Origin of the sequence: uncultured Muriicola sp., from assembly GCF_947258935.1 — a bacterium.
Taxonomy (GTDB): Bacteria; Bacteroidota; Bacteroidia; order Flavobacteriales; family Flavobacteriaceae; genus Muriicola.
The window spans coordinates 1-16,193 of record NZ_CAMYKH010000044.1 but is presented as its reverse complement, the minus strand read 5'-3'; the positions used below and the strand labels follow the sequence as shown (position 1 = coordinate 16,193).

Here is a 16,193-nt window from a genome sequence, read left to right as displayed (position 1 = left end):
CAATGGAGGAAAGATCTTTCTTGATAACACGGAGATCACTAAATTCCCCATGTATAAAAGGGCTCAAAACGGTATTGGATACCTGGCCCAGGAAGCGTCAGTTTTTCGCAAATTAAGTATTGAGAAAAATATACTGAGTGTGCTTCAACTTACCAAACTCAGCAAAAAAGAGCAACATATGAAAATGGAGCAGCTCATTGAAGAATTTGGTCTTGGCCATATTAGAAAGAACAGGGGTGACCTGCTATCCGGAGGAGAACGAAGAAGGACAGAGATTGCCCGGGCACTGGCTACTGATCCAAAATTTATTTTGCTCGATGAACCTTTTGCCGGAGTAGATCCTGTAGCCGTTGAAGACATACAGCGCATAGTTGCACAATTAAAAGATAAGAATATCGGGATCCTGATCACCGATCACAATGTGCAGGAGACACTTGCAATTACCGAACGTTCCTATCTTATGTTTGAGGGTGGTATCCTAAAATCCGGGATTCCCGAAGATCTGGCTGAGGACGAAATGGTTCGTAAAGTGTATCTGGGGCAAAATTTTGAGCTTCGGAAGAAAAAACTGGAATTCTAGAATTTATTTTCTCCTCACTACTCCTAAAGACAACGTTACATACTTTTTTATTAATCCTTTTTCTCCTCATGAGGCAGAAGAAAAGAACTTAGCAGGTAAAAAATTATTATGGCCGGGATCGCCAAAAACTTCATAGTCCCAATAAATACAAGACTTACCAGAATAAAAATATAGCGCACCGCATTGTCTTTAAAATCCCACGTCTTGAATTTTAAAGCAAACAAGGGTATCGGGGCATTTAGGAGCAGGCTGCTAATAACCGTAAGTATTATTAAAAACCAGGGGTTTAGGATGATGGAATTAAGGGCATCATTGCCATTGAACATAAGGATCAGGGGTAATGATATAATAAGAAGTGCATTTGCAGGGGTGGGTAAGCCAATAAAGGAAGTTGCCTGGTTTTCATCGATATTAAACCGGGCCAATCTATAGGCAGATGATAGCGTAATGGCAAAGCCAAAAAATGGTAATATGCCATAAAAAGAGTCCCAATTCATGGTTTCTGTCATTTTCAAATTCCAACCACCAGTTTCGCTCATTGTAAGTAATTGAAACATAACGATACCTGGGACCAAACCAAAAGTGATCATATCTGCCAGGGAATCTAATTGAATCCCTAATGGACTTTGAACCTTTAGTGCACGCGCAGACAGACCATCAAGAAAGTCGAACAGCAATCCCAGGAACACAAAAAACGCCATAAGCTCCCACTTATTCCAAACTGCAAAAAGAACAGCCAAACAGCCTGAGAATACATTTAAAAGAGTCAGAATATTAGGTATATGTTGCTTCACCTGTATATGTTTCCCGTAAAAATAGCATAATTTTTATGGAAGATGTTTTGTCCCGTTATTTATTCAGATATTTGCCTCATCAATAGAAATAACCTGAAGATGGGCTTGGACAATGACGATTAAGCATTCTATTCTATTTGTATTACTTTTCTTTCTGGTCCCTACACATTCCCAGGAGTCATTTCTATCGGAAAAGTCGGTTGTTAGTGTTCTCACCTGTGGTCCTGGTACGGATCTTTACTCTTCCTTTGGACATACTTCCTTCCGGGTTCAGGACAGTGAAAAAGGGATCGACTGGATCTACAATTATGGTACATTCGATTTTAATACCCCTAACTTCTATTCAAAATTTGCCAGAGGCAAGTTACTCTATTCCCTGAGTAAACAGCGACTGGAGAACTTTCTATACACCTATGAATTAGAGAATAGATGGGTTAAAGAACAGCTCCTGAATTTATCATCTGAAGAAAAAAATGAATTGTTCTCCTTTCTGGAAATTAATTACTTGCCAGAGAACAGAAAGTACAAATACGATTTTCTTTATGACAATTGTTCCACAAAAATTCCCACGATTTTAAAGGATATCCTGGGGGATGAACTACAATTTGAAACATATCAGGATTCTACTTCGTATACCTTCCGAGACCTGATTCAACAAAATTTAATTCGGAATTCCTGGTCTAGTTTTGGTATAGACCTGGCATTGGGTGCTGTGATAGACAAAAATGCTGCCCCCCTGCAATATATCTTCTTGCCCAACTACGTCTTACGCCAGTTAGAACATACCGAACTACATGGAGAGCCTATCGTACAGCGCGAAAGAACAATACTTGATTACCACATGCAAAACCGGGGTAACTTTTTTACTAGTTCCCCGCTCTTTTGGTTTGGACTATTATTTCTTTTTACAGCTACCATCACCTTTATCGATCTCAAGAATAAGGTACGGAGTAAGGTCCTGGATATTGTGCTTTTTTTGATGACAGGTATTGCAGGCTGTATCATTTTCTTTCTTTGGTTCTTAACAGACCACCAGGCCACTGCACTAAACTTCAATATACTTTGGGCCTTTCCTTTAAATTTGGTGTTGGTATACTATCTGATTCGCAATGCCTCAACACCGGCTTGGATCACCATGTATCTTTTAGGTCTTTTGATCCTGCTCGCATGTACGGTTATCATTTGGCTGCTGGAAATACAAATATTCTCCCCTATCCTGGCTGTATTGTTGGCTACCCTTGCAGTGCGCTATAGCTTTTTGCTCTATAGGGCAAAGAAATTAGAAACCTCCACCTTATGAATCTAATCTCTGTTGAAGGGATCGCTAAATCTTTTGGGGAGAGGGTTCTCTTTTCAGAACTCTCCTTTGGAATCAATAAGGATCAAAAAATAGCGCTGATAGCCCAGAATGGAACTGGCAAGACATCTATTCTAAATATTTTAGGAGGCATAGACAAACCAGATCAGGGTCTGGTTACGGTACGGAAAAGTACAAGGATCTCCTATTTGGAACAAGATCCTCAATTAGATCCCAACCTCACAATTGAAGAAGCCATTTTTGCCTCAGATAATGAGGTGCTAAAGGTTATACAGAATTATGAGCACGCTTTGGAATATCCTGAGGATGAAAAAAAATACCAAAAAGCATTCGAAGCCATGGAGCGTTTTGAAGCCTGGGACTTCGAGACACAGTACAAGCAGATACTTTTTAAGCTGCAACTGGAAGATCTGAAAGCAAAAGTGGGCTCCTTGTCTGGTGGACAAAAGAAACGGATAGCACTTGCCAATGCCCTGCTAAACAGACCGGATCTGCTTATCCTTGATGAACCAACCAACCATCTCGACCTGGAAATGATCGAATGGTTAGAACAGTATTTTACTAAAGAGAACATCACTCTCTTTATGGTCACTCACGACCGGTATTTTCTCGAAAGGGTATGTAATGAGATCCTTGAGCTAGAGAACGGGCAACTCTATTCTTATAAGGGAAACTATTCCTATTATCTTGAAAAAAAAGAAGCCCGAGAAACTCAGGAAGTCTCAGAACTGCACAAATCAAAACAATTATTCAAAAAAGAATTGGATTGGATGCGCAGACAACCAAAAGCCCGTACTACTAAATCCAAGTCGCGTATAGACGATTTCTTCGAAATCAAGAACAAGGCCCAGCAACGTCGTAAAGAACACGAGGTTCAATTAGAAATAAATATGGAACGTCTTGGGAGCAAGATCCTGGAATTCCACAACGTAGGGAAGTCGTATCCGGAAAAGCCTATTCTAATTAAATTCAATTACAACTTTTTAAAGGGAGAACGTCTTGGTATCATTGGCAAAAATGGGACCGGAAAAACAACCTTCCTTAATCTATTAACCGGTAGCGATTCCCCGGATAGTGGAAAGATCATTACCGGTGAGACCCTCAAATTTGGATATTATACTCAGGACGGGTTCCAAATAAAAGAAGGGCAGAAGGTTATAGATGTCATCAGGGATATTGGCGACTATATACCTTTAAAAAAAGGGAGACAACTTTCTGCCCAGCAGTTGTTGGAACGTTTTCTATTCGATCGAAAAAAACAATACGATTTTGTCGAAAAATTAAGTGGTGGTGAACGCAAGCGATTATATCTCTGCACGGTGCTTATTCAAAACCCCAATTTTTTAATCCTTGACGAACCCACCAATGATCTGGATGTGGTAACCCTAAATGTACTTGAATCCTTTTTGCTCGATTACCCCGGATGCCTGGTAGTGGTCTCGCACGATCGGTATTTTATGGATAAGATAGTTGACCACCTTTTTATTTTTCGGGGAGACGGGATCATCGAGGATTTTCCGGGGAACTACTCAGATTTCAGGGCCTATGAAGACAGTCAGGTTCTGGAAAAAAGAAAACAGCAAAACGAAGAAAAGGCTACAGTATCTGCCGAAAAACAACAATGGCGTGAGGAAGCTAAAGGCAAGAAATTGTCTTATTCGGAACAAAAGGAATTCAAGCAATTAGATAAGGAGATCAAGGTTTTGGAAAGCAAGAAACAGCAGATCCAAAATGAATTTCTGGATGCAAGCTTGTCCGGGGAACAAATAGCCGATTTATCGAGATCTTTACAGGAGGTAGAGAGCAGCTTAGAGCATATAACTGAACGATGGTTCGAACTATCTCTTCTTATCGAAGAATAAAGGCCTGCTTAGGCCGCTTTACGTATTTATTGCATGGTATATCGTATAGGGACTTATTTGAAATTTCTCTTTCGCTCCACCAATCAACATGGGGTGCATTCACCTTTTGTTTACCGGTATCTTACCAAATGTCTATACAAGAGCTCCAGTCACAAAGGCAGCAGAGTGTATAGAGTACTTATGAAGAGCATACCTTATCTTAAAGTGCAGTCTTTATTTGTAAGAACGAACACCCAAGATCTAGAAAAACAGCTTTCCAGGGCTTATCCGGCATTAAAATTTGAGATTACCCCTGCAGATCTGATCTATGTGGGGAGAGATCAATTACTTCAGATAGATACCACATGGCTTAATGCTCATTGCCATAAGCAAAGCATTATCTTACTGGAAGATATTCATAGAAGCAATGAAACCTCAGCCATATGGAAGTCCCTTTGTGAGAAAGCGTGGGTGACCGTTTCTATTGATTTTTATTTTGGTGGTATCATATTCTTACGATCGGAACAGGTTAAGCAACATTTTAGGATTCGAATTTAAACCCTTAATTTTAGCAAGATTTTAATCTTATGGATAACACTGTCTACTATATTTTAGGTATCGTTGCCCTCATTTACATTGCTCTGTCTGCTTTTAACAGAAAAAGATCGAAAGAACGCAAATCGCGCAAGTTCATGGATGGCTATGATCGAAAGAACAAAAAAAAATAAGGTTTTAAAAACCAAAAAGTCTCATATGAAGATCTATACAAAGACCGGTGACCAAGGGATGACAGCACTTTTTGGTGGAACGCGCGTCCCCAAACACCATATTCGCATTCAAAGCTATGGAACTGTAGATGAGTTAAACTCCTGGTTGGGCTTATTACGCGATCAGGATATTGCTAAAGAGTATCAGGAATTGCTGATGAAGATCCAGGAGGACCTGTTTACAGTAGGAGCCATTTTAGCTACTGATCCGGATAAGGCCCTTTTAAAAAGTGGGAAAGAACGGCTCAATATTCCCAAAATCAGCCCCACTGATGTAACCTTACTAGAGAAGGAGATGGATAAGATGGATGAGTCGCTGCCAGCCATGACCCATTTTGTGCTTCCGGGAGGCCACCCAACCGTGTCATACTGTCATATAGCACGCACGGTTTGCCGCAGGGCAGAACGTATGGCTTGTCTTTTACATGAAAATCAACCTATTGAAGCCACGGTATTATCTTATTTAAACCGCTTATCTGACTATCTTTTTGTGTTGTCAAGAAAATTATCTCATGATTTGAAGGCCGACGAGATAAAGTGGATTCCGGAAAAAAAAGACTAATAAATCCCTTCTTTCTTCGTTATCACAGTATTAAAACCATCATTTTTGTAAAAAAAATTGAAATAAACCTTAAAAAACTTGACAGTGTGGGTTTAAAAATTATTTTTGCAAAAAATTAAAATACTACAAGTACAATGTATTGGACGTTAGAATTAGCATCTTATTTAAGTGATGCCCCCTGGCCGGCGACCAAGGATGAATTAATAGATTACGCCATTAGAACCGGAGCGCCCTTAGAAGTGGTGGAGAATCTTCAATCTATGGAAGAAGAAGGTGGAGAAATATACGAGAGTATTGAAGAAATATGGCCAGACTATCCCACGGAAGAAGACTACCTCTGGAATGAGGATGAATATTAATATTTAGATCAAATAGCATTAAAAAGTCTCCTCGGAGGCTTTTTTTTTATGTAATTTTGACAGACTTTACACAGAAATGCCGGTGAATTCGAAACTGGAACGGCTTTTGCTCTCATAAGGCATCGAAAGAACCATCATTGAAATCGAATTTTAACACACATCACTGCCCGCACTACCACCAAAGACAAGGATGTAGATAATATATAAATCCATGAGTTTTTTAAATAGCGTAATAAAGGCCTTTGTAGGGGATAAATCCAAAAAGGACGTTAAGGAATTAGAGCCTTTGGTACAACAGATCAATGCATTTGGTGACACCTTGCAATCATTGTCTAATGACGAACTTCGTGCCAAGACAGACAGTTTCAAAGTTACTATTGCTGAAGCCTGTTCAGCTTTGTCAAACCAGATAGAAGAACTAAAGAAGGAGGTGAATGCCTCTACCGATATTGACAAGAATGAAGAGATATATGCCCAGATAGACAAGCTGGAAGAAGAGGCGCATAAGATTACACAAGAAACACTAGACATGTTGTTACCGGAGGCCTTTGCCGTGGTAAAGGAAACCGCAAGGAGGTTTAGGGATAATGAAACACTGACAGTAATAGCCTCTGAGAACGATCGTATATTATCCGGAAGTAAAGACTATGTTACTCTGGAAGGTGAAAAGGCCATTTGGAAGAATTCATGGGATGCTGCAGGAAAAGAAGTTACCTGGGATATGGTGCACTATGATGTACAGCTCATTGGTGGCATCGCGCTGCATCAGGGCAAAGTAGCTGAGATGCAAACCGGGGAAGGAAAGACACTTGTGGCTACCTTACCAATGTATCTAAATGCCCTCCCGGGAAAAGGAACACACCTCGTTACTGTGAATGACTACCTTGCTAAAAGGGATAGTGCGTGGATGGGACCTATCTTTGAATTCCACGGACTTTCAGTAGATTGTATTGACAAACACCGCCCTAATTCGGATGGCCGAAGAGCAGCCTATAATGCCGATGTAACTTACGGAACCAATAATGAATTCGGTTTTGATTATCTAAGAGACAATATGGCCCATACCCCGGGCGACCTCGTTCAAAGACCGCACTACTATACCATTGTGGATGAGGTAGATTCTGTACTTATTGACGATGCCCGTACGCCCCTCATCATCTCAGGACCTGTACCAGAAGGAGATCGGCATGAGTTTAACGAATTGCGTCCCAAGGTCATGGACATCGTGGATATTCAACGCAAACATCTAACAGGCGTGTTGGCCGAAGCCAAGAAAAAGATCTCCGAAGGTGATACTAAGGAAGGCGGACTTCTGTTATTACGAGTTCACAGGGGGCTTCCAAAAAATAAAGCGCTGATCAAATTCCTGAGTGAAGAGGGTGTCAAACAATTATTACAGAAGACCGAGAATTTCTACATGCAGGACAACAACCGGGAGATGCCGGTCGTAGATTCTGATCTTTTGTTCGTGATAGACGAAAAGAATAACCAAATTGAGCTTACAGACAAAGGGATTGAACATATTTCCGGAGATCAATCCAAGGACTTTTTTGTGATGCCCGATATAGGCAGTGAGATCGCTAAGATCGAGAATCAGGAACTCGGCATAGAAGAAGAAGCTGCCCTGAAAGAAGAATTATTCAAGGATTTTGCTGTAAAAAGCGAGCGTATTCATACAATGAGTCAGTTGTTGAAAGCCTATACCCTGTTCTAGAAGGATGTGGAATATGTGGTGATGGAGAACAAAGTAATGATCGTTGATGAACAAACCGGTCGTATTATGGATGGTCGTCGTTATTCGGATGGATTGCATCAGGCGATAGAAGCTAAGGAAAATGTAAAGATCGAGGCAATGACTCAGACCTTTGCTACCGTCACGCTTCAGAACTATTTCCGTATGTACAAGAAACTTGCGGGTATGACAGGTACTGCGGTAACTGAAGCAGGAGAGCTGTGGGAGATCTACAAACTGGATGTAATGGAGATCCCAACTAACAGACCCATTGCCAGAGATGACAGGAATGATCTTATTTATAAGACCAAACGAGAGAAATACAATGCAATTATTGAAGAGGTAACTCAGTTATCACAGCAAGGGAGACCTGTACTGATAGGAACCACCTCCGTAGAGATCTCGGAATTGCTCTCCAGAATGTTGAGTATTAGAAAAATAAACCACAACGTACTGAATGCCAAGTTGCATAAGAAAGAAGCCGATATTGTGGCGGAAGCAGGATATGCCGGGATAGTTACCATTGCCACCAACATGGCCGGTAGGGGAACTGATATAAAACTCTCCGATGAGGTTAAAAAAGCCGGAGGCCTTGCCATTGTGGGGACAGAAAGACACGATTCTAGAAGGGTAGACAGGCAGTTACGAGGTAGATCGGGTAGACAGGGAGATCCTGGAAGTTCGCAATTCTACGTTTCTCTGGAGGATAATTTAATGCGCTTGTTTGGATCGGACAGAGTTGCCAAGATGATGGATAGAATGGGGCTGGAAGAAGGTGAAGTAATTCAGCATTCCATGATGACCAAATCCATTGAACGCGCTCAGAAAAAAGTGGAAGAAAATAACTTCGGAATTCGGAAGCGATTGTTAGAATACGATGATGTGATGAATGCCCAGCGTGAGGTAGTCTACAAAAGAAGACGCCATGCCCTGCAAGGTGAACGTCTTAAAGTGGATATCGCCAATATGATCTATGACACCTGTGAAGTCATTACAGAAAGTAACAAAGCGGTCAATGATTTTAAGAATTTTGAGTTCGAACTGATCAAATATTTTTCCATTACATCGCCAATAACAGAAGAAGAATTTGGTAAAATCGGTTTTCTGGAGATCAGCACCAAGGTATACAGTTCGGTCTATGCTCATTATCAGCAAAAAATGGAACGCAGTGCTACTACAGCCTTTCCTGTCATCAAAAAGGTCTATGAAGATAATTCCAATAAATTTGAGCGTATTGTAGTTCCTTTTACGGACGGGATCAAAACGCTTAATGTGGTGACTGACCTCAAAGAGGCCTATGATAGTAATGGGAAACAACTGGTCACAGATTTTGAGAAGAATATCACCCTCGCAATCATTGATGAGGCGTGGAAAACGCATCTTCGCAAAATGGATGAATTAAAACAATCTGTGCAATTAGCGGTGCATGAACAGAAAGATCCTTTACTGATCTATAAGTTTGAAGCTTTTGAGCTCTTTAAAGGAATGATAGATAGAGTGAATAAGGATGTGGTCTCCTTCTTGTTTAAAGGGGAATTACCTTCCGGCAATACAGATGAAATTCAGGAAGCAAGAAACATTCGGAGGAAAAAGGAGAACCTTAGGACCACCAAAGAAGAGATCCCTAACAGTGATGAATTGGCTGCGAGGAACCGCTCAGTTTGTCAGAATCAGGGAGGACGGCCTCAGGTTACAGAAACAATCGTCAGGGAAAAGCCAAAAATTGGCAGAAATGACAGGGTGACCATTAAGAATGTGATGTCTGGCGAGAGTAAAACTTTAAAGTACAAACAGGCCGAACCTCTAATAGATAAAGGAGAATGGGTACTGATTGATGGATAAAAATCAATGTATTTGCAATACAAGGGATAGTCAGCAGGCTATCCCTTTTTCTTTTTTGGTTTATCTCAATGCTGAAACTTTAGACCCCCGGGCTATTGATTATCTTACAAAACATAAGTAGCTTTACATCATAGGTTTTAGGAAAACAGCTTTGGAAATGCATCCAGGATCAGTTTAAAATCAGGAATTATGGAGAACAACTACATTGACCAAGAACGTCATAAGGATAAAGAAAAGCTTCTGGTGAAGGCCACCAATTATGCCTCAATATTGAGCCTTGTATTCTTTTTAATATGTTTCTTCTTATTAAATATTCAATCTGTTCTATCCTTCATTTTTCTCGCTTATACAATCCTGAGTTTAAGCAATACCTATGCCTACAAAATTCATAAGAACTTATCGCTTACCTATCATATTTCGTCTGTAACAAGCTTAATGGCTGCCCTTGCCGTTACTGTACTAAGCGGTGGTATCTATAGTCCCTTTATTTTCATCCTTACCTTATTGGTGCTGGCAGGTTACGCAACTGAAAGGTCTTTTGGGAAAACTTATTTATTTGTGATCTCCGCTCTGGCGATCCTTATGTATTTTCAAGGAAGATTTCTTGAATTGAATATCCCGAACCAGGTTCCCGAAAATGCACGGGATATTTTTGCCTTATTAAGTGTTTTGTTTGCTGCTTATCTGTTAGGGGGGATCTTTGGAAAAGACCTGATGTATGTGCATCATCAATTGTATAAATCAAAGCGGGAAATGCTGGCCAAAAGTGAAGAAAAAGATACTTTACTTAAAGAAGTTCACCACAGAGTAAAGAACAATTTGCAAACTGTTTCGAGTTTATTAAGCCTTCAATCAAGAGGTATTGAAGACCCTAGAACAAAGAGCATATTAAAAAGTAGTCAGAACAGAGTAATCTCAATGGCGATGGTACATGAAATGCTGTATATGAGAGAGGACCTGTCCAAGATACAATACAAGACCTATGTGCGTGAGCTCAGTGAATATTTGGTTAAATCGCTTAAAGGTGCCAACAACAAGGTAACCCTAAACATCGACATTCCCGATATTGAACTCAGTATAGATACCGCCATTCCACTAGGCTTGCTGATCAATGAGGCAATAACCAATTCCCTTAAATATGGGATAAAAGACGATCGTGAAGGTGAAATTTATATCTCCATAGAGAAAGAGGATGAGCACAGCTATGTTTTGCACATTGGAGATAATGGTGCAGGATATTCAGACTCACTTACTTTAAAAAATAGCAGGTCACTTGGCCTAAAACTAATTCATAACCTTGCCAGGCAACTCAAGGGAACTATCACCAGAGACCCCTCTAAAAAAGGCACCAATTATATCGTTAAATTCAGAGAAATTGAACCACAACCTTTCCCATCTGTTGCATAGGTTCTAGGTGGGCTAGCCTCTTTTACTACTTTTTCCTTACAGTTATAATCTGAGTCCTCATGTTAGGGTTTTATCCCTATATTTAAAAACTCAATACCAAAGACTGCACCGAAAACGGGTATGAAGCACCTGGTTCTTTGGTTGCCTTGTAAACTGCTAATACCTTTCAACGTACCTAAATAAATTTTTATGAAGTCACGAATCCTTTTTATAGCCATTGTTATTATTTGTTTCCTTGGCACTTCACAATCCCCAATGAGTGAAGGCCCATTTCCCCAACTGATCATTCGTGGGGTTACCCTTATTAATGGCAATGGAGCACCACCAATTAGTCCGGTTGACATAGTTGTAGAAAATAACGTCATTAAAAAGATCCAGGTTGTGGGTTACCCCGGTGTGGCCATTAATGATGATAGAAGACCAAAACTGCTTGCTGGAGGAAAAGAATTGAATTGTGAAGGGATGTATCTGCTTCCTGGATTTGTTGATATGCATGGTCATATAGGCGGTAATTCCCAAGGAGCTGATCCCGATTATGTTTTTAAGCTCTGGATGGGACATGGGGTTACTACTGTGCGGGAACCAAGTGGCCGTAGACTTGATATAGCCCTGGATCTGAAACGCAAGAGTGCAAAAAATGAGATCATTGCTCCCAGGATATTTACCTATACGGGTTTTGGTCAGGGTAGCAAGGAAGAGATAAGTACTCCGGAAATGGCCAGGAACTGGGTACGGAACAATGCTCAAAAAGGAGCTGACGGCATTAAATTCTTCGGTGCTCCACCAGAGATCATGACCGCTGCCCTCGATGAGAATAAAAAACTTGGATTACGGTCTGCCTGTCACCATGCACAGCTCGATGTAGCGCGCTGGAATGTCTTGCATTCTGCCAGGGCAGGTCTTACTTCCATGGAACACTGGTACGGGCTTCCTGAGGCGCTATTTGAAGACAGGACTGTACAAAATTATCCGCTTGATTATAATTACAACAATGAGCAGCACCGTTTTGAAGAAGCAGGGAGACTTTGGGAACAAGCAGCACCACCATATTCGGACCATTGGAATAATGTAATGAACGAGCTTATTGCCCTCGATTTTACGATAGACCCTACTTTTAATATTTATGAAGCCAGCAGAGACCTGCAAAGGGCCCGAAGAGCAGAATGGCATGAAGAATATACACTCCCTTCACTTTGGGAATTCTATCAACCCAGCAAGATCTCCCATGGCTCTTATTGGCACTATTGGGGTACAGAACAAGAAGTAGCATGGAAAAAGAACTACAACCTATGGATGACCTTTATTAATGAATATAAGAATAGAGGTGGCAGGGTCACAACCGGATCCGATTCCGGATTCATATTCCAGCTCTATGGCTTTGCTTATGTACGTGAACTGGAATTACTTCGGGAAGCAGGGTTTCATCCCTTAGAGATCATTAGAAGTGCCACCCTTAACGGAGCAGAAGCCCTGGGTGTAAGTGATAAAATAGGTACGGTGACCATAGGGAAGTTGGCCGATTTTGTGATTGTGGCAGAAAACCCCTTGGAAAATTTAAAAGTTCTTTATGGTACAGGCGCCATCAAACTAACAGAAGAGAACGAGGTAGTGCGGGTAGGCGGCGTTAGTTATACCATCAAAGATGGGATTATCTACGACGCAAAGGCACTACTACAAGACGTAAAGCGGTTGGTAAAAGAGAAAAAACTAGAAGAGAACTACAAAATATTACAACCGGGAATAAAAGAATAAATAGGATCATAGTTAGGTGTATTAGACAGTGAAGTATTGTTTTTTAGTTTTGAATGCAAGTTCTTTTTGAATACGAGCATTTTTAAAGCGGTAAAGTCGAGCTATTTTCTGAGTCGCAACTTTCTTATTTTCCCTACCAGAAATAGTACCAGCAGGCCTACTATCCAGAAAAGTATCCATTTGATGATATTCAATTTTAGCATGATCTTCCTGTTTTTGAGCAAAGACTACAGCACTTAAAAAAAGTACGAGGAAAAGGGTTAAAAGTGCTTTCAAGACTTGGGCGTTTTGTATACTAAAGAAACTACCAAATGGATAAATTAAATCCCGCAAATCGCTGAAAGCGCACTATTTTTCGGTAATTGAATAAAAGCTAGACCAAGTGTACTTATTTTCGGTTGTAGAAGAAGGCCTCTTAAAACCAATGGTCTGGGTTTTTAAGCGTTCGTCGATAAAAAAGAAGGAGATTTCTCAATATTTAAGATTAATTAACACAAAAGATCGGCCGTAATCCACATTAATGCGGCCTCCTTTTCGTATCTTTATGTACTATGGAATTCAGGTTTTTTTCAAAGGCTGAAGGAAGTATAAAATTTAAATTACGAGCTATGAAAAAATTAATTCTACCTCTGTTGGGAGTTTTACTATTTTGTCTGGCCACAGAGCAGGCCAAGGCTTCTTTCGCCTTTCAGGAACAAGAAATTCAGTCTGTTGATTACACTTCATACAAAGGCGTGGTGATAGACAGTGAAACAAATAAACCCCTGGTCTTTGCTACCCTCACCGTTGAAGGGACCAATATTAGCACAGTGACCAACACTGAGGGAAACTTTTTATTAAAGGTGCCTACCAATATTCAAAGTGAATCATTGATCATTACTTTTTTAGGGTATGGAACCAAGACCGTATCCCTGGCTTCTCTCCAAGAAGACAATAACAAGATTTCTATGGATGTACTGGTAACCGAATTACCAGAAGTAAAAATCAGTGTACCGCGTGAGGCAGTTATACTGGTCAAGGAAACCCTGAGAAATAAAGGAAAAAATTACCTGATAGATCCTACTGTTATGACCGCCTTCTACAGGGAAACCATCAAAAAACGTAGAAAGAATGTATCGCTTTCAGAAGCGGTTGTTACCATTTTTAAAACGCCTTACACATCATCCAGGCGAGATGCCGTACAAATGTTCAAAGCGCGTAAAAGTACAGACTACGATAAGCTAGACACGCTGGTCCTAAAATTACAAGGTGGACCATTTAACGCACTCTATGTGGATGTGATGAAGTACCCGGAGTATATCTTTGCCGAGGAATCTATAGACGACTATACCTTTAGTTTTGACAGGTCTACTCGCATAAATGACAGACTTATCTATGTAGTCAATTTTAGACAGCGAGATAACATTCGGGAACCTTTATATGAAGGTAAATTATATATAGATGTTGAGAAAAAAATTCTTACAAGTGCCATATACTCCCTTAATCTTACGGATCGGCAAATGGCGAGTCGACTTTTTGTTCGAAAAAAACCCAGGAATGCAACTGTTTATCCAACGGAGGTAGCGTACCGGGTTGATTATAGGGAAAAAGATGGCCGCTGGTATTATGGATATAGTAATGTCCTACTCGAATTTAAGATAAATTGGGACAAGAAGTTGTTTAATTCTGTGTATAGTATGACCTGTGAGATGGCCATAACAGATTGGGAAAAGAACCAGGATCTGAGTGAACCCAGGTATAGAGACCGACTTAAATCTACCATGATCTTAAGCGATGAAGCGGTGGGATTTTCGGATCCCGACTTTTGGGGAGAATACAATATCATAGAACCCGAAAAATCAATCGAATCTGCTATTAGGAAAATTCAGCGACAACTTAAAAAGTCGGACTAAGAAGACTCTTAAAATACCTTGTTGAGTTATGAACAAATGTTTATAACTATGGTTTATAAGATGTTGATTTATAATTGCTTACGCAGTTTGGTATTTCTAAGCTTTACACTATATTTACTTTATGGTTTTGAAGAAACGCCTTCACGGGCTGATCTAAAAAATCAGATAGAGTTGACGTTCTTTATTTTGTTGTTATGGGCATTTTCATGAATAAGTACTTAGGTACCTAGGACAGAAAAAACATAAGCAGGAAAAGAAGACTTCGGTTTTCCGGAACTGTACTTGTATGATCGGACTGAATACGCAACCTTAGGGTTAGGTATTAGAAAAATTATACAAAAGCAACAAAGAGAAACACGAATTGAGTCTTGGTTTAATTATTGAGGACAGCGAATGTTTCAAACGTTGAAATATGAATGCATTTGCAACCTTCGGGCTGCAGTTCCAGCACCTCGGTACTGGGATTTTGCAAACTATTTCTAGAAAGCCATATCAATGTACTCGCTACAATGATATGGCTTTTGTTTTTGGCCCTTACCAGATTTATGCAGGCTATTTTCCTTACTTCAAAAATATACCTGACAGACATTCAGACCTATCAATTTCGTCTTTTTTCCCCAACTTAAAATTGTATATTTGCACGCTAAATCGATAACAATACCTTCCATGTCGCAAATTGTTTACACCCTAACGGATGAAGCGCCAGCTCTGGCAACACAGTCACTCTTACCAATCATCAAAGCCTTTACCCGGGAAGCGCAAATTACAATTGCCACTAAGGACATCTCCCTGGCAGGCAGGATCATTGCCAGCTTTCCCGATTTTCTCAAAGAAGAACAACGTATTTCAGATGACCTGGCAATCCTTGGGGAGTTGGCGAAAACTCCGGAAGCAAACATTATAAAATTACCAAATATTAGTGCCTCCATTCCACAATTAAAAGAAGCTATTGAAGAGTTAAGAGAAAAAGGGTATCCTGTTCCATTGTATCCTGATGAACCAAAAACGGAGCAGGAAAGAGCCATTAAAGTACGTTATGATAAGATTAAAGGTAGTGCTGTGAATCCGGTGTTAAGAGAAGGTAATTCAGACAGGAGAGCACCAAAAGCCATCAAAAACTTTGCAAAGAAACCTCCACATAGTATGGGTGCCTGGGACTCAAACTCCAAGACCCATGTAGCTACCATGTCCGAGGGCGATTTTAAATCCAATGAAAAATCTTTGACACTTGAAAATTCAAGCATGCTCGGTATTGAATTCCAGAATGAGAAAGGAGAGACCAGTCTTTTTAAAGGCGACATACCTGTATTGGCCGGTGAAATAATTGATGCTACCTTACTGAGTAAG

Annotated in this window: 13 protein-coding genes and 1 pseudogene; 12 read left to right on the top strand and 2 right to left on the bottom strand. The window is 40.3% G+C overall.

All coding sequences use genetic code 11. The features are described 5' to 3' along the window. Positions 1-580: LPS export ABC transporter ATP-binding protein (gene lptB, locus Q0X72_RS08925; RefSeq protein ID WP_297764263.1), on the top strand; the 580-nt coding region annotated here is incomplete at its 5' end. 50 nt (positions 581-630) lie between these two features. Here lptB and Q0X72_RS08920 read toward each other — a convergent pair. Beyond that, positions 631-1,374: a CDP-alcohol phosphatidyltransferase family protein gene (locus Q0X72_RS08920; protein WP_297764260.1), complete on the bottom strand. Its 744-nt coding sequence runs from the start codon at positions 1,372-1,374 to the stop codon at positions 631-633. A 112-nt stretch (positions 1,375-1,486) separates the two neighbouring features. Between Q0X72_RS08920 and Q0X72_RS08915 the strand changes: the two genes are divergently transcribed. The 9 genes and pseudogenes from Q0X72_RS08915 (at position 1,487) to Q0X72_RS08875 (ending at position 12,954) form a co-directional block, all read left to right on the top strand. Next, positions 1,487-2,674, top strand: coding sequence for a DUF4105 domain-containing protein (locus tag Q0X72_RS08915; protein WP_297764258.1), 1,188 nt, complete (start codon positions 1,487-1,489; stop codon positions 2,672-2,674). After that, positions 2,671-4,554: an ABC-F family ATP-binding cassette domain-containing protein gene (locus tag Q0X72_RS08910; RefSeq protein ID WP_297764255.1), complete on the top strand. Its 1,884-nt coding sequence runs from the start codon at positions 2,671-2,673 to the stop codon at positions 4,552-4,554. Before Q0X72_RS08915 ends, Q0X72_RS08910 begins: the two co-directional genes overlap by 4 nt. 180 nt (positions 4,555-4,734) lie before the next feature. Continuing rightward, complete coding sequence (locus tag Q0X72_RS08905) at positions 4,735-5,091, top strand: hypothetical protein (RefSeq protein WP_297764253.1); 357 nt, start codon at positions 4,735-4,737, stop codon at positions 5,089-5,091. 29 nt (positions 5,092-5,120) lie between these two features. Next, positions 5,121-5,261, top strand: a complete 141-nt coding sequence (locus Q0X72_RS08900; RefSeq protein ID WP_297764250.1) for a hypothetical protein — start codon at positions 5,121-5,123, stop codon at positions 5,259-5,261. Between the two features lie 25 nt (positions 5,262-5,286). Beyond that, positions 5,287-5,862: a cob(I)yrinic acid a,c-diamide adenosyltransferase gene (locus tag Q0X72_RS08895; protein WP_297764247.1), complete on the top strand. Its 576-nt coding sequence runs from the start codon at positions 5,287-5,289 to the stop codon at positions 5,860-5,862. Positions 5,863-5,996: 134 nt separating this feature from the next. Beyond that, positions 5,997-6,221, top strand: coding sequence for a DUF2795 domain-containing protein (locus tag Q0X72_RS08890; protein WP_013551418.1), 225 nt, complete (start codon positions 5,997-5,999; stop codon positions 6,219-6,221). A gap of 211 nt (positions 6,222-6,432) precedes the next feature. Next, positions 6,433-9,795 (top strand): annotated as a pseudogene (gene secA, locus Q0X72_RS08885) (preprotein translocase subunit SecA). 189 nt (positions 9,796-9,984) lie between these two features. Next, a complete protein-coding gene (locus Q0X72_RS08880) occupies positions 9,985-11,202 on the top strand; it encodes a histidine kinase dimerization/phosphoacceptor domain -containing protein (RefSeq protein WP_297764243.1) in 1,218 nt (405 codons plus the stop codon). Positions 11,203-11,391: 189 nt separating this feature from the next. Continuing rightward, positions 11,392-12,954 (top strand): amidohydrolase family protein, encoded by a 1,563-nt coding sequence (locus Q0X72_RS08875; RefSeq protein WP_297764240.1) that lies wholly within the window; start codon positions 11,392-11,394, stop codon positions 12,952-12,954. A 21-nt stretch (positions 12,955-12,975) separates the two neighbouring features. Here the strand turns inward: Q0X72_RS08875 and Q0X72_RS08870 are convergent, their stop codons facing one another. Next, the gene (locus Q0X72_RS08870) at positions 12,976-13,230 is read right to left on the bottom strand and encodes a hypothetical protein (protein ID WP_297764239.1); all 255 of its coding nucleotides are present in this window, start codon (positions 13,228-13,230) and stop codon (positions 12,976-12,978) included. A 332-nt stretch (positions 13,231-13,562) separates the two neighbouring features. On the opposite strand from Q0X72_RS08870, the gene Q0X72_RS08865 reads away from it, so the two are divergent. Then, on the top strand, positions 13,563-14,846 hold the full coding sequence (locus Q0X72_RS08865) for a carboxypeptidase-like regulatory domain-containing protein (RefSeq protein ID WP_297764236.1): 1,284 nt from the start codon (positions 13,563-13,565) through the stop codon (positions 14,844-14,846). Positions 14,847-15,512: 666 nt separating this feature from the next. Then, on the top strand, positions 15,513-16,193 hold a 681-nt coding region (locus tag Q0X72_RS08860), incomplete at its 3' end, for an NADP-dependent isocitrate dehydrogenase (RefSeq protein WP_297764233.1).